General features: G+C 63.9%; 17 protein-coding genes. 10 read left to right on the top strand and 7 right to left on the bottom strand.

Features of this window, described 5'->3' with window-relative positions; translation table 11 throughout:
- The first annotated feature begins 25 nt into the window (after positions 1–25).
- Entirely contained in the window at positions 26–1909 is a 1884-nt protein-coding gene (locus tag JHD73_RS19120) for a DUF4157 domain-containing protein (protein WP_199031813.1), read from the top strand.
- A gap of 102 nt (positions 1910–2011) precedes the next feature.
- On the opposite strand, the gene JHD73_RS19115 is transcribed toward JHD73_RS19120, so the two are convergent.
- Both JHD73_RS19115 and JHD73_RS19110 read right to left on the bottom strand, forming a co-directional pair.
- Positions 2012–2659, bottom strand: coding sequence for a response regulator transcription factor (locus JHD73_RS19115; protein WP_199031812.1), 648 nt, complete (start codon positions 2657–2659; stop codon positions 2012–2014).
- Between the two features lie 118 nt (positions 2660–2777).
- A complete protein-coding gene (locus tag JHD73_RS19110; RefSeq protein ID WP_199031811.1) occupies positions 2778–2975 on the bottom strand; it encodes a hypothetical protein in 198 nt (65 codons plus the stop codon).
- Between the two features lie 268 nt (positions 2976–3243).
- Between JHD73_RS19110 and JHD73_RS19105 the strand changes: the two genes are divergently transcribed.
- On the top strand, positions 3244–3816 hold the full coding sequence (locus JHD73_RS19105) for a DUF4337 domain-containing protein (protein WP_199031810.1): 573 nt from the start codon (positions 3244–3246) through the stop codon (positions 3814–3816).
- Between the two features lie 132 nt (positions 3817–3948).
- Positions 3949–4641: a hypothetical protein gene (locus JHD73_RS19100; protein WP_199031814.1), complete on the top strand. Its 693-nt coding sequence runs from the start codon at positions 3949–3951 to the stop codon at positions 4639–4641.
- A 29-nt stretch (positions 4642–4670) separates the two neighbouring features.
- Here JHD73_RS19100 and dbpA read toward each other — a convergent pair whose 3' ends face one another.
- Together dbpA and JHD73_RS19090 are read right to left on the bottom strand one after the other, a co-directional pair.
- Entirely contained in the window at positions 4671–6068 is a 1398-nt protein-coding gene (gene dbpA, locus JHD73_RS19095; protein WP_199031809.1) for an ATP-dependent RNA helicase DbpA, read from the bottom strand.
- A 14-nt stretch (positions 6069–6082) separates the two neighbouring features.
- Positions 6083–6268, bottom strand: a complete 186-nt coding sequence (locus JHD73_RS19090; RefSeq protein WP_199031808.1) for a hypothetical protein — start codon at positions 6266–6268, stop codon at positions 6083–6085.
- Between the two features lie 147 nt (positions 6269–6415).
- On the opposite strand from JHD73_RS19090, the gene imuA reads away from it, so the two are divergent.
- The 5 genes from imuA (at position 6416) to JHD73_RS19065 (ending at position 14499) form a co-directional block, all read left to right on the top strand.
- Complete coding sequence (gene imuA / locus JHD73_RS19085) at positions 6416–7360, top strand: translesion DNA synthesis-associated protein ImuA (protein ID WP_199031807.1); 945 nt, start codon at positions 6416–6418, stop codon at positions 7358–7360.
- A complete protein-coding gene (locus tag JHD73_RS19080) occupies positions 7293–8867 on the top strand; it encodes a DNA polymerase Y family protein (protein ID WP_199031806.1) in 1575 nt (524 codons plus the stop codon). The genes imuA and JHD73_RS19080 overlap by 68 nt, the downstream gene beginning before the upstream one ends.
- Before the next feature lie 7 nt (positions 8868–8874).
- Positions 8875–12111, top strand: a complete 3237-nt coding sequence (locus tag JHD73_RS19075) for an error-prone DNA polymerase (protein ID WP_199031805.1) — start codon at positions 8875–8877, stop codon at positions 12109–12111.
- A 560-nt stretch (positions 12112–12671) separates the two neighbouring features.
- Positions 12672–13148 carry a helix-turn-helix transcriptional regulator gene (locus tag JHD73_RS19070; RefSeq protein ID WP_199031804.1) on the top strand — a complete coding sequence of 159 codons (477 nt, stop codon included), beginning with the start codon at positions 12672–12674 and terminating at the stop codon, positions 13146–13148.
- 160 nt (positions 13149–13308) lie between these two features.
- Positions 13309–14499, top strand: coding sequence for an SLC13 family permease (locus JHD73_RS19065; protein WP_199031803.1), 1191 nt, complete (start codon positions 13309–13311; stop codon positions 14497–14499).
- Positions 14500–14503: 4 nt separating this feature from the next.
- Here the strand turns inward: JHD73_RS19065 and JHD73_RS19060 are convergent, their stop codons facing one another.
- The gene (locus JHD73_RS19060; RefSeq protein WP_199031802.1) at positions 14504–15337 is read right to left on the bottom strand and encodes an aldo/keto reductase; all 834 of its coding nucleotides are present in this window, start codon (positions 15335–15337) and stop codon (positions 14504–14506) included.
- A 153-nt stretch (positions 15338–15490) separates the two neighbouring features.
- On the opposite strand from JHD73_RS19060, the gene JHD73_RS19055 reads away from it, so the two are divergent.
- On the top strand, positions 15491–16396 hold the full coding sequence (locus tag JHD73_RS19055; RefSeq protein ID WP_199031801.1) for a LysR family transcriptional regulator: 906 nt from the start codon (positions 15491–15493) through the stop codon (positions 16394–16396).
- A 54-nt stretch (positions 16397–16450) separates the two neighbouring features.
- On the opposite strand, the gene fusA is transcribed toward JHD73_RS19055, so the two are convergent.
- Both fusA and JHD73_RS19045 read right to left on the bottom strand, forming a co-directional pair.
- The gene (fusA, locus tag JHD73_RS19050) at positions 16451–18553 is read right to left on the bottom strand and encodes an elongation factor G (RefSeq protein ID WP_199031800.1); all 2103 of its coding nucleotides are present in this window, start codon (positions 18551–18553) and stop codon (positions 16451–16453) included.
- Between the two features lie 124 nt (positions 18554–18677).
- A complete protein-coding gene (locus JHD73_RS19045; RefSeq protein WP_199031799.1) occupies positions 18678–19403 on the bottom strand; it encodes a Crp/Fnr family transcriptional regulator in 726 nt (241 codons plus the stop codon).
- Between the two features lie 152 nt (positions 19404–19555).
- Here JHD73_RS19045 and JHD73_RS19040 point away from each other — a divergent pair, with 152 nt between their 5' ends.
- Complete coding sequence (locus tag JHD73_RS19040) at positions 19556–20092, top strand: DUF962 domain-containing protein (protein WP_199031798.1); 537 nt, start codon at positions 19556–19558, stop codon at positions 20090–20092.
- The last annotated feature ends 123 nt before the right edge of the window (positions 20093–20215 follow it).

Genomic DNA, 20215 nt, shown 5'->3' with positions numbered 1-20215 from the left:
GTCCTGGGTCCACGGAGAGTTGTACATGAAAGAGAAGAAGCCGCCGGCTGCCACTACACGCGAAGCGCACACGGATACCCGGTTTCCCAACGGGGCAGTCCAGCGTGCGGTGGATGGCAGCACGCGCATGGCCGCGCAGTCCGCCCGTCTGGCGCAACTGGTGGATGCTCCGCAGCTATTGCAGCTTGCGCCGGACGTGGGCGTACCGATGCCGTCGCCGTCAGCGCACATGGGCGGCTCGCATCAGGCACTGCCGCCTGCGCTGCGCGAATCGATGGAGGCGGCGTTCGGCCACGATTTTTCAAAGGTGCGGGTGCAGTTGAGCGACATACCGACGGAGATCGGCGCCCGCGCGTTGACTCGCGGTGATGACATCACGATGCCGGCGCGTCACTACCAGCCCGGCAGCGAATCAGGCAGGCGCCTGATCGGTCATGAACTGGGTCACGTGGTGCAGCAGCGGATGGGGCGCGTGCGGCAAGGCGCCGGCATTCTCGACGATCACAGTCTGGAGGCCGATGCCGATCGCCAGAGTGCGCGGGCGATCCAGGCTGTTGGTTCCCATGGACCATCGGTCTCGGCACGCTACACAAGCGCCGGTTCGCTGGGAACGGCAATGCCGTTCCAGCCGGCGTGGGAGTATGTGGAGAACGCTGGGAAGCTGCGCCATTGCAACCTCAAGGACAATCGCGACGGTACGTTCACGCACAGCGCCACGGGCATTGTCTATCACGATGCAGGCGCGACAGATTCAAGCGTGCCGGGATCAAGGGTGCTGTCGCCGAAAGCCAAGAGCGTCGCTCCAACGGCGTTGACCCATGATCCCAAGAACATACTGTTCAATATCCAGCAGACGGGCAAGCTGGAGTATCTGGCCAACACGCAAGCAAACCGGGTGGCGTTCGCAGGCAAGTACTACGAGATGGAACCCGACATGTTCTCTGTGTTCAAGAGCGCGGGAAAGCGCGGCGCCAGCACGAAGATCATGGATCCCACCACACTTGAAAAATATAGCTATGACGATGTGGCAAAGCAGTTCTTCACATGGGACAAATCGAAGGACAACCGGCGTGGCGCCAAGATCAGCGCGACCGCACCCACAGGAGGGGCCAGTCCGAACGCGGCGCTGATCGACAAGCTCAACAAAGGCGAACTGCTGGACAGGCGCCGCGATGACCGCAGCAGCGAGGACTTGTCGCCATTCGACGTGGGGCCATACAAATCCAACGTGACGATGGACAGCGATTCGATGACCGGGGTCGAGCGGACCTATCCCAAGCTCAGCGGCATATCGGCGTGGACGACATCGTGTCAGGACGTGAACCGAGATCACTTGCCGTCGGGAGAGTCTCTGAAACAGCGCGGCGACGGACAGGCCTACAACCAGGGCTTTACCATCGCGATCCCGAACCCTGAGATGCATCAGCCTCACAGTCCGACGTTTGGCACTGACAATTCGCACAAGAATGGCATTGATGACGTGATGGGCGGCACGTCCATGAAGCGCGTGAAGATGGATGCCAATTATCCTGCGCTGGCGGCTTATCGCGACATGGATTTCATGCTGACCCAGACGAAGGGACAGGACTATTCCGTGTCGGGACAGCATTCCTATCTCGATCTCACGAAGCCCGTGAATCGCTTGCGGCAGATTGGCAGCTATCGCAACCTTCATCATCGCAATACGCAGATCTTCAAGCGCAAGGGGGCGAAACGGGGCTTCGATCCAGGGGTGCCCGGCTACGTGTACTCGGCGCAAGCGCGGGTAGCCAAGAAAGGGAAGAAGATCAAGACCAAACGGCTGGGGGCCTACCACTACACGAAGGCTCCCAAGAAGACGCAGGGCGCGTTGGCCGTCGAGGCGATGATTGGACACATGCAGGCTACCGGCAAACTAACCGGCATCTGATGCGGCGGCCACGACCTGCGTGTGCTCCTGAGTCCTGAGCAAACGGTCTGGCCCGGCATGAAGTGGGGTAGCAGGGAAAACGAATTGTGTAGGCCGGATCGCCTACGAGCTCAACCCCTCACGAATCGCATACCGCGTCAGCTCCGCGATGCTGCGAATCCCCAGCTTGCGGAACGTGTTCTCGCGGTGGCTGGCGATGGTCTTGGCGGAGAGGAACAGCATGCCGGCGATGTCGTTCGTCGTGTGCCCTTCAGCAAAGAGTTGCGCGATCTGACGCTCGCGCGTGGTCAGTTGCGGCAGGCGGATGGTTTCAACGGCAGCCGGGGCCGGCGTTCGGCTGGCATGGATCACGGAGCCGATCAGCTCGCCGCTCAGGAAGATCTGGTTGGCCATGATGCGCCGGATGCCGCGGACCAGTTCTTCGTAGGGGTTCTCCTTCAACACGTAGCCGGCCGCGCCGGCCTGCAGCGCGGCCATCACCTGCTGCAGGCCATCGTTGACCGACAGACACAGCAGCTTGCAGGGCGTGGCCTCACCATGCAGGCGGCGGATCACTTCCAGGCCGTTCAGGATGGGCATCGCCATGTCCGTGATCACCACATCCGGTTTCAGCGTACGGGCGAGTTGCACCAGTTCCAGGCCGTTCTTGGCCTGCGCCAGCACCTCCATGTCTGGCTCTCGCTGCAGTAGCGCAATCAGACCTTCACGAACCATTGCGTGGTTGTCGCCGAGCACGATGCGGATTCTCATGGCCGTTCCGCCTTTCCGGCATAACAAATGGTGGCCGGGCGTCGCACCAGGCTTTCAAGCAACGACCTGATGCGGGAAGGCGCCATGGCCTCCACACGCACCAACAGCCGGCATCCATTCATTGCCGGAAACCCGCTTCCCGCCCCATCGGTAGACATGATGCTTTGCCCCGATTACATCTGTATTTGTTGGTCTGTGCGCCACTGTCTTTCTCGTCCAGCGGTCCGAAGCGTTCCGGCCCGATGGCGTTGATGGTGCGGCGTATCCCCTCGCCAGACAGCTCCCGCAAGCCGCCGGTCATCACCTTGACCAGCATGCCGCCAGGAGTGTGGCGTGCAGGCTGGGTGGAGTTTTTCCGAAGTCTGACGCAGCCGGCCGATTCGCGCACTTAACAATATTGAATTGTCTTTTTCGTAACGTTTTAGACACAATGTTCGCAAGCGTGGCCGGCACGCGTGACAGGCGAGCGGCCCCATGTACATCGCAGCACGACCATGCCGTTGCGTTTCCGTACAAGTCCATGCATTGTGAGGCCCGCGCCGGACGGGGCGCATGACCACACAAGATCAAAACGGGGAGCAACGATGTCTGAAGGATTTCACGTGCACGGCGCACACGACCATGTGCTGGAGCACGCCGCAGAAACCGGCCACGCCGACAGCTTTGCCGGCCGCATCGCCGTCATGACGGCTATTTTGTCGACGGCCGGCGCCATCTTTGGCTATCAGGGCGGCGCCACGCAAAACGAAGCGTTGCTTGCCAAGAATGAAGCCGCCATCCACAAGACGGAGGCCGCCAACCGCTGGGCCTACTATCAGGCCAAGGGCCAGAAGCAGGCGATTGCCGAGCTGACCGCACAACTGCCCGGCACCGACCAGGCTGCCGCCAAGCGCGAAGCCCAGCGCTATGCCACCGAGAAGGAAGACATCCGCCGCCAGGCCGAAGACCAGGAGCGTCTGGCCAAGGAGGCGGACGAAGCCAGTGAACGCGCTGTGCACCATCATCATCGCTGGGCGCAGGCGGTGGTCGCCATGCAAGTGTCGATTGCACTGGCGGCGATCACGTTGCTGTCACGCCGGCGCTGGCTGCAGGTGATCTCGTACTGCGTGGGTGGGGTGGGTGGCGTGCTGGCTGTGCTGGCGATGCTGCATATCTAGGCTGGGGTCGACACAATCGTTCATCACGCGGCGGTTGCACTGTCATGTATGCGGCCGCCAGAATATCGCCCGTGCAGGAGGCAGTCCGCCTCCGCGAACCTGGATACGAACACCATGACATTCGGCATGTGGATGCGGCGCGCAGTGGCAATCCTGGGCTTGTCGGTCAGCGTACTGGCCGTGGCATCCGGCCCGGCAATCGAGCCCGGTGAATACGTCTATGTTGAAGGCGGTAGCGGCCACGGCACGATGTCGGTCAAGGGCAACAGCTTCAACATCGAAACCATTGGCGCCAACTGCCATACCTGCGCAGTTAGCGGTACGTTCAAGGGCCGCACCGGCGTCGCTGACGCTTGCCGTATCGCGGTGTCGGGCAGCAATGGCGCACTCAAGCTCGATACGTCTGCCACGCAAGACGCGTGTCGCGATTTTTGCGGCATGCGCGCCGGGTTCGATGGCGAGTATCGGCGCCCACCTGCTGCGTGCACCGATCGCCAACGGTCGGTTCGCATCGGCCAAGCGCATAAGCAATACGCCGCCAAGGACTATGACGCCGCCCGCACAACGCTGCGCGCGCTGCTCTCCGAATGCGACACCTTCATGGATTGGATCGAGCGCGATAAGGCCCGTAGCGACTTGGCCGTGACGGAATACCACCGTGGCGACAACGAACAGTGCCTGGCGGCGTTGTCCGATACCGTTGCCGTGCGCATGCAGGGCGACAGCTCAAGCTTCTTGCCGCCGTGCGATGCCGACAACTACGCGGCTACCGGCAAGGCCATCCTCTACAACCAGGGGCTGTGCAAGGCGCCGGCCAAGCACTGACAGTGCAGCCTTGAGGACGGCCGCCGGCGTCATTCGTCCATCAGCCGAACTCTGACCTTCTTGCCTTTCACCATGCCGCCGTTGAGCTTGCGCAGCGCGTCGCGTGCGATGCCCCGCTCAACCGCAACGTAGGTTGAGAATTCGGTCACGTTGATCTTGCCGATCTGGTCGCCGCGAAAGCCTGCGTCGCCGGTCAGCGCGCCAAGTACATCGCCGGGGCGGATCTTGTCCTTGCGTCCGCCGAGAATCTGCAGCGTCTCCATTGGCGGCAGCAGTGGTGCGTCGCTGCCGGTGTCGAGTTCGGCGAGCTTATGCCATTCGACCTCGCGCCCGAGCACCTCCTCGATGTTGCCGACACGCCCCATCTCATCCATGCTCGCCAGGCTCAGCGCCCAGCCGTCCTGATCGGCGCGGCCTGTGCGGCCGATCCGGTGCACGTGCACTTCGGGATCGGGCGTGACGTCAACGTTGATGACCGCTTCGAGCTGCGCGATGTCGAGCCCGCGCGCGGCGACGTCGGTTGCGACGAGCACCGAGCAACTGCGGTTCGCGAACTGGATCAGCACCTGATCGCGCTCGCGCTGCTCCAGTTCGCCATGCAGCGCAAGTGCGTGGATGCCCTGCGCACGCAGCACGTCGAGCAGGTCGCGGCATTGCTGCTTCGTGTTGCAGAACGCGAGCGTGCTGACCGGCCGATAGTGCTTGAGCAACCGCCCGACCGCATGCAGCCGCTCGTTATCGGTCACCTCATAGAAGCGCTGGCGGATTTTGCTGTCGTCGTGGCGCTCTTCGAGTTTCACCTCTTTCGGATTGCGCAGGATCTGCCGACACAGTTTGGCGATCCCGTCCGGGTAGGTGGCCGAGAACAGCAGCGTCTGCCGGTCGGTCGGGCACTGGCGTACGACCGTTGCGATATCGTCGAAGAAGCCCATGTCGAGCATCCGGTCCGCTTCGTCGAGCACGAGCGTCTTCAGCGCGCCGAGCACGAGGTTGCCGCGTTCGAGATGGTCCATGATGCGCCCCGGCGTGCCGACGACGATATGCGCGCCGTGCTCGAGGCTCTCCGCTTGCGGGCGCATCGGCGTGCCGCCGCAGAGCGTCAGCACCTTCACGTTCTCTTCGGCGCGCGCGAGGCGGCGGATTTCCTGCGTGACCTGATCGGCGAGTTCGCGCGTCGGGCAGAGCACCATCGCTTGCACATCAAAGCGGCGTGCGTCGAGCCGCGCGAGCAGCGGGAGTGAGAACGCCGCGGTCTTGCCGCTACCGGTCTTCGCCTGCGCGATCAGGTCGTGGCCAGCAAGCGTGATTGGCAGGCTCGCTGCCTGGATCGGCGTCATGTCGTTGTAACCGAGCTGCGCGAGGTTCGCGAGCACGGCGGGGGAGAGCACAAGGGTGCTGAAGGGCGTGGCGGTCGGTTCGGTGGTCATATCGTTGCGTCGGGTCAATTGAGCGGCCGGCCTTCGATTTGCTCGTAGACGACCGTGCCGTCGTCAGCTTCGAAACGCTCGACGTAATTTCGTGCGCCACAGAGCGTGCAGCGGAACAGCGGTCCCTGGCCTTCGTCCTTGATGACGACGTCGGACAGTTCCCACTGCGTGCCGCAGCTCTGGTTTTTGCAAGTGAACACGGTTTTCTCCGGGTGAGTTCGGTTGCGCACCGTTGGTGGCGAGGAAGGGCGGGGCGGCGACAAGGACGTTTAGAAACAGGCTAGCGCAGAGCAGAAGTTGTGATACTGTATATCCATACAGTATTCGCAGCTTGCCTTGCGCCTCCCATGTTTGCGTCGTCCCCGTCTCTTTTTCCCGCCGAAGGTGTGGCGGAACGCCTCACCGCCACTGGGCCGGCGGTGTACGGGTCGCGCCAGTCTGCGCAAAGAGCCCGGATAGTACCAGCGCCCGAGACGCTACATCCGGCGCTGTGGCGTGCAGGCAGTCTGGCACGGGCCAACGGGCGCGTCCTGGCCACCGGTTATGACGCGCTGAACACCGAGTTGCCCAGTGGCGGCTGGCCGCTTGGCGGGCTGACTGAACTGCTGTGCCCCCAACCCGGCATTGGCGAATGTCGCCTGCTGCGCCCGGCTCTGTCCACGCTATGCACGGGAGCAGGGCCGAATGGTGGACGGATTGCTCTGGTTGGCCCCCCACATCTGCCCAACGCAGTACGGCTGGTCGGCTGGGACTTCTCTCCTGAACAGATCGTCTGGGTGCGCGCCGACAAGCCCGCAGACCTGCTGTGGGCGGCCGAGCAGGTCGTGCGCAGCCAGGCATTCGGTGGCGTGCTGATCTGGCTGAACCAGGCGCGCCCTGGAGCACTGCGCCGGCTGCAGGTGCTGGCACAGGCAGGCGAGAGCGCCATCTGGGTGTTCCGGCCGACCCAGGCGCTGCGGGAGTCATCGCCTGCGGTGCTGCGTCTTGGGCTGGTGCCGGCGGGTGGCGATGCGTTGTCCATCCTCTTTCACAAGCGGCGCGGGCCGTTGCGTGACACGCCGTTGCTGCTGCCGTTGGCGGATCCGCTGCAGGCGGGACGCGCTTCCGTTCGTTCGTTGCCAATACAACCTGCCGAGCCATTCACCATGGACCCGGCCACCGCGTCGCTGTTGGCTGCGCTGTCGTCTTCTTTTGCGTTCGATGCATTGTCGGATGCTTCTGATCATGCCGTTCTGGATCGCGGTGCATCTGCCCCGGCTGCCGCTGGACGCGCTTCGACCCCGGTGGTCTGATCCGGCCGCACTGCCCCTGCCGGTGGTGGTGCTGGAGCAGGAGCGCGTGGTGTCGGCCAACCGTCTGGCGGTGCGAGAAGGTGTGCACGCAGGCCTGCGCCGGGCGGGCGCGCAGGCGCTGGTGCCGCACGCCGTACAGCTTGAGCGTGACTTGGCGGCCGAGGCGCGGCTGATGCAATCGCTGGCGCTGGCGCTGCTGGCATTCACACCGCATGTGACGCTGGATGTGGCTGACGAGGCGACCGTGCTGTTGGAGGTGGAGGCAAGCCTGCGCCTGTTCGGTGGGCATCGCGCGCTGTGTCGGGCGGTGAAGTATTGTGCGTACCGGCTGGGTGCAGTGCCGGTGCTCGGCGCCGGACCGACGGCACGCGGTGCCGCATGGCTGGCGAGCACGCGATCGTTGCGCGGGCATCGCACAGCAACTTCAGGCGGCCTGCACGGTGGCGTACGGCGGGCGGTGCGACTTGAGCGCATGTCGACCCTGCTGGATGCCTTGTCGATCGATGCCGTGGTTCGCCTGACACGCCCGGACTGGCTTGAGGGCCTCGGTTGCCGCAGGCTGGCCGATTTGCGAGCGCTGCCACGTGCGGGCCTGCGCCGCCGCTGTGGGCCGCTGCTGGTCGATACGCTTGATGCGGCCTATGGCGATGGGCACGAGAGCTTCACATGGTTTGCTGCACCGCTGCGCTTTGATGTGCCGTTGGAGTTGCCCGGTCGCATCGACAGCGCCGAAGGTGTGCTGGCCGCATCTGAGCAACTGCTGCTGCAACTGGTCGGCTGGCTGTCGGCGCATCAACTGGGTGCCAAGACCTACCGGCTCACGCTGGAGCACGAGCGACGGCGCGGCCGGGGCAGTGACGATGCCGTGTCCTCCACGCCGGTGGAGATCGCACTGGCGCAGCCGGTCCGCACGCTGGCGCATCTGTCACGCGTGCTGCACGAGCGCGTGCACCGGCTCACGCTGATCGCTCCGGTGGTCGAGCTACGTTTGACGGTGACAGACGCAACACCGCTGGCTCCGCCCACCGAATCCTTGTTCCCCGAGCCCGGTGGCCGTGCAGAAGATGCAGCTCGCCTGATCGACACGCTCATCGCCCGGCTAGGTGCGGGCAACGTGCGCCACCCACAGCCGTGCGCTGATCACCGCCCCGAGCGCGCCAACCACTGGGTGGAGGTGAACGCCGCCACCACCGCGCACAGCCGCGCCGCTGTGCGTCTAGCGCTGGCGCAATGGCACGCGCAGCAGCCCGAGCGGCCGCTGTGGCTGTTGGAGAAGCCCATCCCGCTGCTGACGCGCCAGCACTATCCGTATTACCGTGGACCATTGCGGCTGGTGTCCTTGCCCGAGCGCATTGAATCCGGCTGGTGGGACGATGCTCTCATCAAGCGCGACTACTTCATCGCAGAAAGCGAGGAAGCCGTGCGCTACTGGGTCTACCGCGAGCGTGTTTCTGCATCGGCCAGCGAGGAAGACGCCCGCTGGTATCTGCACGGCCTGTTCGGCTAAGCGTGTCATGGCGACAACCGCATCACTTCCTATCGGCCTGCCTGACTATGCCGAGTTGCATTGCATCAGCAACTTCACGTTCCTGACCGGCGCGTCGCATCCCAAAGAACTGGTGGAGCGCGCCAAGCAATACGGCTATCAGGCCTTGGCGTTGACCGACGAATGCTCCGTGGCCGGCACCGCGCGTGCGCTCGTGGCGGCTAAGGAGCAGGACTTCAAACTCATCATCGGCAGCCGCTTTACCGTGCGCAATGCACAGGGCGAGCCATGGCTGCGCTTGGTGCTGCTGGCGCAGAACATCGAAGGCTACGGCAACCTGAGCGAGGTCATCACACACGCGCGACTGGCGGCGCCCAAAGGGGGATACCGCCTGCAGGCCGATGACTTGGCTGCGCCCAGGGGCGAACTGGCCCATCTGCGTGGTGTGCCTGACTGCCTGGCGATTCTGTTGCCTGACTATGACGCCGACCCGCAACACTTGCTGATGCAGGCGTTGTGGTGTCAGCGTGTGTTTGGCGATCGGTTATCGATTGCGCTGGAGTTGCCACTGCGTCATGCGGATGACCGCCATCGCGGCACGGTGGCTGCGGTCTCCGAGCAGATCGATGTACCCATGGTTGCCACCGGCGGCGTGCAGATGCACACGCGGCAGCGCAAGCCATTACACGATGTGCTGACAGCCATTCGTTTATCCAAGCCGATTGCCGAGTGCGGGCTGGAGTTGGCACCCAGCGCTGAGCAGGCCATGCGTACGCGTATGCAGCTTGCGTTTCTCTACCAGGGCGAGCGTGGTGCCCGCGCCTTGCAGCGCACTGTCGAGTTGGCCGGCTTGTGTCAGTTCTCGCTCGATGAAATCGAATATGAATACCCGAGCGAGGTTGTGCCAGAGGGCATGACACCCGCCGAGTACCTGCTCGCCGAGGTCCACGCCGGTGCCAAGCGGCGCTACCCACATGGCGTGCCCGAGAAGGTGCTCAAGCAGATCAGCATGGAGCTCGACCTGATTGCCGATCTGGGCTACGAACCGTTCTTCCTGACCGTCTACGACGTGGTGAAGTTTGCCCGCACGAAAGACATTCTCTGTCAGGGGCGCGGCTCGGCGGCCAATTCGGCGGTGTGCTACTGCCTGGGGATCACCGAAGTGGACCCGGACAGCGGCAATGCGTTGTTCGCGCGTTTCCTTTCACGCGCCCGCAGCGAGCCACCCGACATCGACGTCGATTTTGAACACCAACGCCGCGAAGAGGTCATCCAGTACATCTACGAAAAATACGGCGTGACACGCACCGCGCTGGCTGCCGCGCTCATTACGTACCGCACGCGCAGTGCCTTGCGCGACGTTGGCCGCGCGCTCGGCATCGATCTCGGCATCATCGAGCAGGTAGCCAAGGGGCAGGCGTGGTGGGATAGCCGCAAGGAGTTTGCCGAGCGTGCGGGTCAGCAGGGGCTAGACCCGGCATCTCCGCTGGTGCAGCGCTGGGCTGAGCTGGTGAGCGAGCTGCGCGGTTTTCCGCGTCACCTGTCGCAGCATGTGGGCGGGTTCGTGATCGCGCAGCACAAACTCTCGCGCCTGGTGCCGATCGAGAACGCGGCCATGGAGAACCGCCGCGTCATCCAGTGGGACAAGGACGATCTCGAATCGCTGCGCTTGCTGAAGGTGGACGTGCTGGCGCTGGGCATGCTGACCGCCATCCGCCGCACGCTCGATATGGTCGATGCGCTGCCCGGTCGTCGTGCGTATTACAAGACGGCAGACAAGCTCGCCATGCAAGACCTGCCGGAGGACGACGAAAAAACCTACGACATGATCTGCCGTGCCGAGACCATCGGCGTGTTCCAGATCGAATCGCGCGCACAGCAATCGATGCTGCCGCGCCTGCGCCCGCGCAAGTATTACGACCTGGTGATTCAGGTGGCCATCGTGCGTCCGGGGCCGATCCAAGGGGGCATGGTCCATCCGTATCTGCAGCGGCGTGAAGCGGAGCGCAATGGCGATACCAATTGCGTGACGTATCCCGGCAAAGAGGTCGAGGGCGTATTGAAGCGCACGCTGGGCGTTCCGATCTTCCAAGAGCAGGTCATGCAGATCGCCATGGATGCGGGCGATTTCACCGCGGATGAGGCTGACCGTTTGCGCCGTGACATGGCGGCCTGGAAGCGCAAGGGGAACCTCACGCAGCATCAGGAGCGCCTGGTGCAGGTGATGGTGGAGGAGAAGGGCTACGACCGGGCCTTTGTCGAGGCGTTGTGCAAGCAGATGGAGGGCTTTGCCGAATACGGCTTCCCAGAAAGCCACGCAGCCGGTTTCGCCAAGTTGGCTTACATCAGCAGTTACCTGAAGTGTCATGAGCCGGCAGCGTTCTTTGCTGCGCTGCTCAACAGCCAGCCGATGGGGTTCTATTCGCCGTCGCAACTGGTGCAGGAGGCGCGGCGCAGCCGGGTGCGCGTGCTGCCGGTCGACGTCACGGCCAGCGTGTGGGACAGCACGTTGCACGAACGTCCGGGCGCGGTAAGCGAAGAGAGGGCGCAACCGGATATCCGTCTCGGTTTCAGTCGCATTCGCGGCATGCGTGAGCCGGCTGCCCGGCGCATCATCGAGGCCCGTGCCGAGGCACCCTTCACAAGCGTGGATGACCTGGCATATCGCGCGGCGCTGGACCGCCACGACCTGAACGTGCTCGCCGCCGCCAATGCGCTCAAGCCACTGGCTGGTCATCGCCGCCAAGCGTTGTGGCAGACGCTCGCGCTGCAGGAGCCCGGGCATGACCATGCGCTACTGCGCCAAGCGCGTCCGGTGGAAGCCTCGCTCGTGCTGCCCGCCCCGCCCATCGGCGAGGAGGTGGTGGCCGATTACAGCAGCCTGGGCCTGTCATTGCAGCGTCATCCGGTCAGCCTGCTGCGGCCCCGGCTTGACGACATGCGTTTTGCCACCGCCGCTACGCTGGCGGGGTATCGTAACGGACAGCTCGCGCGTGCCTGCGGCATCGTCACGGTGCGCCAGCGGCCAGGGACAGCCAAGGGCACGATCTTCGTCTCGATTGAGGATGAAACCGGCACCATCAATGTCGTGCTCTGGCCGCGCCTGATCGAGCGCCAGCGCCGCGAGGTGCTGAATGCCCAACTCCTGGGCGTTTACGGCAAATGGCAGTGCGAGCGCGAGACGCGGCACTTGGTCGCCCAGCATCTGGTCGATCTGACGCCACTTCTGGGGCGTCTTGTCACCTCCAGCCGCGATTTCCACTGAATCGGCACCCGCCGGTTTGTTCACCCGGCACCAACTGACCGCCAAGCCACCTTCCGGCACGGCAATTGCGAGACGAAAGGTGCGCGCCGCCCGGTACCCGAGCCCACCCGTGATGCCGGGGTCTCCAATCTCAGGGGCTCTCCCGAGACCCCTCCAATTGGTGGATAGGGCAAGCGCGGATCGACGAAATGTGGTGTGGGTGCAAGGATTTGCGCATGAGACGTCACAAAAGCAACACACCAAGCGAAGAAAACAGCATCTGCGAGGGAACCGACCCCTTACCGGGCTTGTCACGGTAAACACAGATGACGGGATGCGCTTTCATCACGCGTCAATGTTGGGTGCAGTCGAAATTACGTCTACTCTGTAGAAAACACATCGCGGAGGCCGCCACCCAAAGCGTGTGCAACGGTGTGCAATACAACGATGACACCGCCCGCACACATGTGTACGACCGCGAATCAAGGTGCAGTGCACCCGACATTCGCTTTGTTTTCAGTCCATCGTGCGGGTCTCCTCGACCCGGCGGTGTTTCCCATCTCAGGTGCAGGAGCGAACAGATGGAACAGCCCTTCAAGCAGTTGCACAGTCTGCGCAAGTCGCGCAAGCTCAAACAGGAAGACGTCGCCAAGATGGCCGGCATCTCCCGCGAAGCCTATTTGCGCGCGGAATCCGGTCGCGCTGACCCGCGCCTGTCGACGCTGATGGCCGTGGCCGGCGCGTTGGGGCTGGAAGTCGTGCTGGCCCCGCGCGAGGCGGTTGCCGAGATCGAGCGCGTGATCGCCAGCCATCCGACCCAGCCGCTGCAAGGCGGCGTGTCGAGCACCGAGGCCAGCCAGTCCGGTTCAGTGGGTGGCTCGACCGGCGGTCACGGCCTGGCAGGCCAGTATCGTGGCCCGGAGCGTACGCCGCAGTCGACCTATCACCCTGCTGGTGCCAGCGGCACTGGCGATCGGCCGAGCGCTGGCGGTGCGGGTTCGTCTGGCAGCTCGGATCGCCCGGGCGGCTCGGGTTCCGGCGGCTCGCGCGAGTCGTAAGCGGGCCAACGGGCCTTGATCGGGTACGCACCGCGTGCCCGGTCTGCGGTTGAGCGCTTGAGTTGAGCGGCTGACGCCGCCGCACGTACAATCGGCTGGGCAAACCGCGCCCGGCAGGTTTGTGCGCATTTGCGCCAACGTTTCCCTTCCATTTTCTCGTATGCACGGCGATTCGCCTCGCACGCGCATGGCGCAAGCCGTGCCGGCGTCCCCACCGGCCTCTGCCGCGCACCACCCGCCGTTCTGGCACCACCTCAAACGCGACGTCTTTTTCTGGCTGCTGCTGCTCGTTTGCGGTGCGTTCTCGGTTGTGTCGCCGCAGCGCATGGCCGGCTATCCATCACTGGTCGACTGGCACACGATTGCCGCGCTGGCAGGCTTGCTGATCCTGACCAAGGCGGTCGAGTCCAGCGGCATGCTGCAATTGCTTGGTGTGCGACTGGTTGATGCCGTCAGCAGCGAGCGCGTGCTCGCGCTCAGCCTGGTGGGCACGTCGGCGGCGCTGTCGACGTTGTTGACCAACGATGTCGCCTTGTTCGTGATCGTGCCGCTGACGGTTGGCTTGCGGCAGGTGGCGAAGCTGCCTCCGGCACACATTACGCGGCTGGTCATTTTTGAGGCGCTGGCCGTCAATGCGGGCTCGGCGCTTACGCCGATCGGCAACCCGCAGAACCTCTTCCTGTGGCACCAGTCGGGGTTGGCGTTCGGCGCGTTCGTCTGGCAGATGGCGCCGATGGTCATGTTGTTGATGGCGCTGTTGCTGGTGGCCACTTGGCTGGCGTTCCCATCGCACGAAATTCATCTGCATGCCGAAACCGGTGAGGTGGAGGTGCACAAGCGCCTGCTGCTGCCCGCGCTGGCGCTGTACGTGCCGTTTCTGGTGCTGACTGACCTGGGGTATCCGCTCGCAGCGTTGGCCGGACTGGTCGTGCTGTACCTCATCGGTGCGCGTTATGTGCTGGCGCGGGTGGACTGGGGCTTGCTGCTGGTGTTCGTACTGATGTTCATCGACCTGCGCCTGGTGGCACAGCTTGGCATGGTGCGGCAGGTGCTGGGCGCATTGTCGTTGGCCGACCCGATGCATCTGTACTGGGCCGGCATTGGCGTGTCGCAGGTCATCAGCAACGTGCCGGCCGCGATCCTGCTGGCCGAGTATTCCCACGATTGGCCGATGATCGCCTTCGCGGTGAGCGTGGGCGGGTTTGGCACGCTTGTGGGCTCGCTGGCCAACCTGATTGCGTTGCGCATGGCGGGGGACCGGCGTGCCTGGCTCACATTTCACGCGTACTCGATCCCGTTCCTGGTGATTGCGGCCGGGGCCGTGTACGCGTGGCTGACTTGGCTACGCTGAAGCGTCAGGCCGGTGCGGCATCCCAATCCGGCGCAAAGGCCGGCTGCACGTAACGCAGTGCCTTGGGCAGGGCGGCGATGGCGGCGCGGTCTGCATCGTCCAGGCGCACGTTCAGTGCATTGAGGTTCGCCTGCTGGCTTTCACGGCGCTGTGCCTTGGGAATGGCCATCACATTCGGCTGATCAAGCAACCACGCAATGGCCACCTGTGCTGCCGATGCACCATGCTTGCGGCCGATTGCCTGCAACGTGGCATCTTGCGCAACACGCCCCTGCGCCAGTGGCGCGTAGGCTGTGAGCGGAATCCCTTTGCCGCCGAGATAAGCTAGCAGCGCAGACTGATCCAGGAACGGGTGGTATTCCACCTGCACGCAGGCGATCGGCGCGCCGATGGTGTCGACGGCGGTCTTGAGCATTGGCAGATTGAAGTTGCAGACGCCGATGGCACGTACGCGGCCGCTGTCACGCAGCGCCATCATGGCTTCCATGGTGGCCGCCATGTCCATGCCCGGTGCCGGCCAATGGACGAGATACAGGTCGACGTAATCCAGCTTCAGCTTGGCGAGGCTGTGTTCGAGTGCCTGCGGTACGGCGTGCGGTGCGAGCTGGTCATGCCAGACCTTGGTGGTGACGAAGATCTCGTCGCGCGGCAGAGCTGATGCAGCGATGGCCGCACCCACGGCGGCCTCGTTGGCATACATGGCCGCGGTGTCGATGTGCCGGTAGCCAAGCGCCAATGCGCTTTCGACCACGGGCTGGCAATCTTCGTTGGGCACGCGGAATGTGCCGAGCCCCAGTCGGGGGATGGAAACACCCTGCGTCTTCAATGTGTGCTGCATGTGCGGCTCCTTGGGTTGCTTGATGGATGAACGGAGGGACCAACGGGTGAACAGGCCGCCATGGTGCCGATCGCTCAGCTTTGAATAAAGTGCGTAACATGCAAATCATTCGTGAAAAAACTCCCGTAATAGGCAAGGGAAAAAGGGGTTTGCATGACGTTTGATGGACAATTGTTCTCCGGTATCACGCTGCTGGCTGCCGTGGCAGAAAGCGGTAGCTTCGTACGCGCGGCTGATGCGCTGGGGTTGTCGCCGTCCGGGGTGAGCCGTGCGGTCAGCCGGCTGGAGGCGCGCATTGGTGTGCGTCTGATCGAGCGGACTACGCGTTCGCTCACACTGACTGACGAGGGGCGCCGTCTCTACGAGCAGGTGGAGCCACACCTGATGGGCATTACTGAAGCTGCTGCCATGGCTTCAGGCGCCGCGGGCGCCGTGCAGGGCCGACTGCGAGTGAACGTCGATCCGTTTTTCTCGCGGATGGCATTGGCGACACCGGTGGCGGGCTTTTTGGAGCGCCATCCGGATCTGTCGCTGGAGCTCATCATGCGCGACGACGTGGGCGATCTGGTGGCCGATGGCTTTGATCTGGCCATCCGCTTCGGGCCGCCGCCGGTGGGCTCGTTCGTGGCGCGCAAATTGATCGACACGCGCATCGTGACCGTGGCTTCCCCGGGCTACATCGCCCGCCACGGAAAACCCGCGCACCCGCGCGATGTGCCGTCACACGAGCGCATCCTGTTCTACAACCCGGTCACGGGGCGCCCCTACGAGTGGGAGTTCTGGCGCAAGGATGAGCGCATCGAGATTCGGCCCGCCGGGCGGTTGATGGTGTCGGACGTACGCACGATGCACGCGGCGTGTGTGGCGGGGGCGGGCATTGCCCAGGTGATGGCGCTTGGCACAGAAGAGCTCCGTGGCAGCGGCCAGCTGGTCGACCTGTTTCCCGACTGGCCGGACGAACGCTTTGCCCTGTACGCGCTGTACCCATCGCGGCGCCACCTGCCGGCCAAGGTGCATGCGTTCATCGATTTCTGCCTTGAGAACTTGCCCGCGGGTTAGCCCGCAAAGCACTGCGGCCGCACTAGGCGGCCGCAGTGGACAAAGCAAACAGCGTCAGGTCCTCTTGGCCGAGATCACCGCTTCAGACACATTGCGTGGGGCTTCAGCGTAATGCTTGAACTCCATCGTGTACGTCGCGCGGCCTTGTGTGGCGGAGCGCAGCGCGGTCGAATACCCGAACATCTCGGCCAGCGGCACCTCAGCCTTGACGATCTTGCCGCCACCACCCGCAATGTCTTCCGTGCCTTGCACCATGCCGCGCCGGGAAGACAAATCCCCCATCACGTTGCCCATGTAGTCTTCGGGCGTTTCCACCTCCACGGCCATCATCGGTTCGAGCAGGATGGGGCCGGCCTTGCGCATCGCATCTTTGAAGGCCATCGAGCCGGCCATGCGGAATGCGTTTTCGTTCGAGTCGACGTCGTGGTACGAGCCGAAGGTCAGACGCACCTTCACGTCCACCACCGGGTAGCCGGCCAGCACGCCCGTGTTGAGCGTGTCGCGGATACCCTTGTCCACCGCCGGGATGAACTCGCGCGGGATCACGCCGCCCTTGATCTCGTCGATGAACTCGTAGCCCTTGCCCTCGTTCGGCTCCAGCGTGATGACCGCATGGCCGTACTGGCCGCGCCCGCCAGATTGCTTGACGAACTTGCCCTCGACATCCTCGGCGGCTTTCTTGATGGTCTCGCGGTAGGCCACCTGCGGCTTGCCGACCGTGGCTTCCACGCCAAACTCGCGCTTCATGCGGTCGACCAGGATTTCCAGGTGCAGCTCGCCCATGCCCGAGATGATGGTCTGGCCGGACTCCTCATCGGTCTTCACGCGGAACGACGGGTCTTCCTGCGCCAGGCGGTTGAGCGCAATGCCCATCTTTTCCTGGTCAGCCTTGGTCTTGGGCTCCACGGCCTGGCTGATGACGGGCTCGGGGAACTCCATGCGCTCCAGCACGATGACGTTCTCGGGATCGCACAACGTCTCTCCGGTCGTCACGTCCTTCAGGCCCACGGCGGCGGCGATGTCGCCGGCCAGCACTTCCTTGATCTCTTCACGCTGGTTGGCGTGCATCTGCAGGATGCGGCCCAGGCGCTCCTTCTTCTGCTTGACCGAGTTGTAGACCGTGTCGCCCGAGTTGATCTTGCCCGAGTACACGCGGAAGAACGCCAACTGGCCGACGAACGGGTCGGTCATGATCTTGAAGGCGAGCGCGGAGAACGGCTCACTGTCGCTGGGGTGGCGCTCCAGCGGCTCGTCCTTCTCGCCGTGGCCTTCAATGGCGGGAATGTCGACCGGCGAGGGCAGGTAGTCGACCACGGCGTCGAGCATGGCTTGCACGCCCTTGTTCTTGAACGCGGAGCCGCACAGCATCGGCTGGATTTCACCCGCAATGGTGCGTTTGCGCAGGGCGCGCTTGATCTCTTCCTCGGTCAGCTCTTCGCCGCCGAGGTATTTGTTGAGCAGCTCTTCATCCGCCTCTGCAGCAGCTTCGACCATTTTTTCGCGCCATTCCTGCGCGATGGGTAGCAGGGCCGGGTCAATGTCGGTGTACTCGAACTTCACGCCCTGCGAGGCATCGTCCCACAGGATCTCTTTCATCTTGACGAGGTCGACCACGCCGCGGAAACCGTCTTCGGCGCCGACAGGAATCTGAATCGGCACCGGGTTGCCCTTCAGGCGCTCGCGCATCTGGCGCTCGACGCGAAAGAAATCCGCGCCGACGCGGTCCATCTTGTTGACGAACGCGATGCGCGGCACCTTGTACTTGTTGGCCTGGCGCCAGACAGTTTCCGACTGCGGCTGCACGCCGCCCACCGAGTCATAGACCATGCACGCGCCGTCGAGCACGCGCATGGAGCGTTCCACCTCGATGGTGAAGTCGACGTGGCCCGGGGTGTCGATGATGTTGATGCGGTGCTCGGGGTAGTTACCGGCCATGCCGCGCCACATGCAGTGCGTGGCCGCCGATGTGATGGTGATGCCGCGTTCCTGCTCCTGCTCCATCCAGTCCATGGTGGCAGCGCCGTCATGCACCTCGCCAATCTTGTGATTGACCCCGGTGTAGAACAGGATGCGCTCGGTCGTGGTGGTTTTGCCGGCGTCGATGTGCGCCGAGATGCCGATGTTGCGATAGCGCTCGATGGGGGTCTGGCGGGGCATGATGGATCTCTTGGAGAAAGACTCGCATCGCCATCTCCGCACCATGCGAAGGGCGAATGTGCGAGTGGGAACACATTATAGGATTGGTCCTATCTCACCGCATGTAGGGGTATTGGTTGGTGATTCAACCCTCACCCCGGGCAAGATCACGCAATCCGGCGAAGTCCAGCAGTTCAATCTCGCCATAAGCCACCTTGAGGATGCCGCGTGCCTGCAGGTCTTTGAGCACCTGATTGACGGTCTGGCGGGACAGCGCCAGCAGTTGCGCAAGCTGCTCCTGCGGCACGCGCAGCACGCGGCGGGTGCCCAGGCGCAGGTCGCCGTAGCCGTCGGCCATCAACAGCAGGCGCCGGGCCACGCGTACGGAGGCGGGCAGCAGGGCGGTTTCTTCCAGCACCGTGAAGGTCAGACGCAGCTTGTGGGTCAGCAGCAGGGCGAAGGCATGCAGCAGTGCCGGGGTGCTGTCCAGGAGGGCAATCAGCGCGGCCTGCGGCATGTGAAGCAGCGTGGTATTGGCGTCGGCGCGGGCGTCGTGGGTGCGCGGCTGGCGGTCGAAAACACCAATTTCGCCAAACCAGTTGACGGGCTCCAGCACCGCCAACAGGGCTTCGCGCCCCTCTGCGCTGGTGGCGCCGATGCAGATCGTGCCTTCCACCACGCAATACAACCCGTCAGGCGGATCACCGCGCCGGAACAGCACATCGCCTGCGCTCAGGCGGCGCGCGGTGGCAATGCCAAGCAACGCGTCTTGCAGCGATGCGTCTAGCGAGCCGAACCAACTGCTGGCGTGTAGGCGTTCACGGTACGACGCAGCATCTGCTGGTGGATGGAGGAGCGCGGAGCGGTCCATGATGGGGCCGGCAACTGAAGAGGGCTTCGGAAGCGCGAATTTGTCGGCTATGTGACAGAGCGCCGTTCCATCCGCTGACTAAGATGAAAGGATCATAACGAGGGGGCAACTGCAGCGTCCATGCTGCAAACGCACAAAAACCGGAGACCACGATGCGCAGCCTGTCAGACCACCTTTCCAACTACGCGGCCTATCACCAGGACGGCCGCAATATCGCCACGCACTTTGTCGGCATCCCAGCCATTGTGCTGGCAGTGGCGATTCTGTTGTCCCGGCCCGTGTTTGCAGCGTTGCCCGGAGGCGTGGCTGTTACGCCGGCGCTGTTCTTGCTGGCGGCCGTTACGGTGTTCTACCTGCGACTGGACGCAGCGTTTGGCGCTGTGATGTTTGTGTTGATTGGCCTGTGCGTGTGGATTGGCCAGCAGGTGGCCGGACATTCGGTGGCGGCGTGGCTGTCGGCGGGCATCGGCCTGTTCGTAATCGGCTGGATCATCCAGTTTGTCGGCCACTACTACGAAGGGCGCAAGCCGGCCTTTGTCGATGATTTGGTGGGGCTGGTGGTTGGCCCGCTCTTCCTGGTGGCCGAGACCGCCTTTGCGATGGGCCTGCGCGCGCCGCTGCGTGACGAGGTGGCCAGCCGCGCGCGTGCCATGCGTGCGGCGCTCGGCGGCAAGCCCGTCGCCGCCTGAGCACGCCGCTCCGGCTTAATTGCTTGAGTGCTTCGCGGCCGGCTGAAACGCCGGGGAGCGATTCTCCATGCCGGCAAGCACCGCCTCACGCTGGTTGGCTGCGCCGATCAGGCGGTCCTGCTC

This window comes from Ralstonia sp. ASV6, from assembly GCF_016429285.1.
In the GTDB taxonomy this organism is placed as follows: Bacteria; Pseudomonadota; Gammaproteobacteria; order Burkholderiales; family Burkholderiaceae; genus Ralstonia; species Ralstonia flaminis.
The sequence above is the reverse complement of the archived record's forward strand: the minus strand, read 5'-3'. Positions and strand labels throughout refer to the sequence as shown.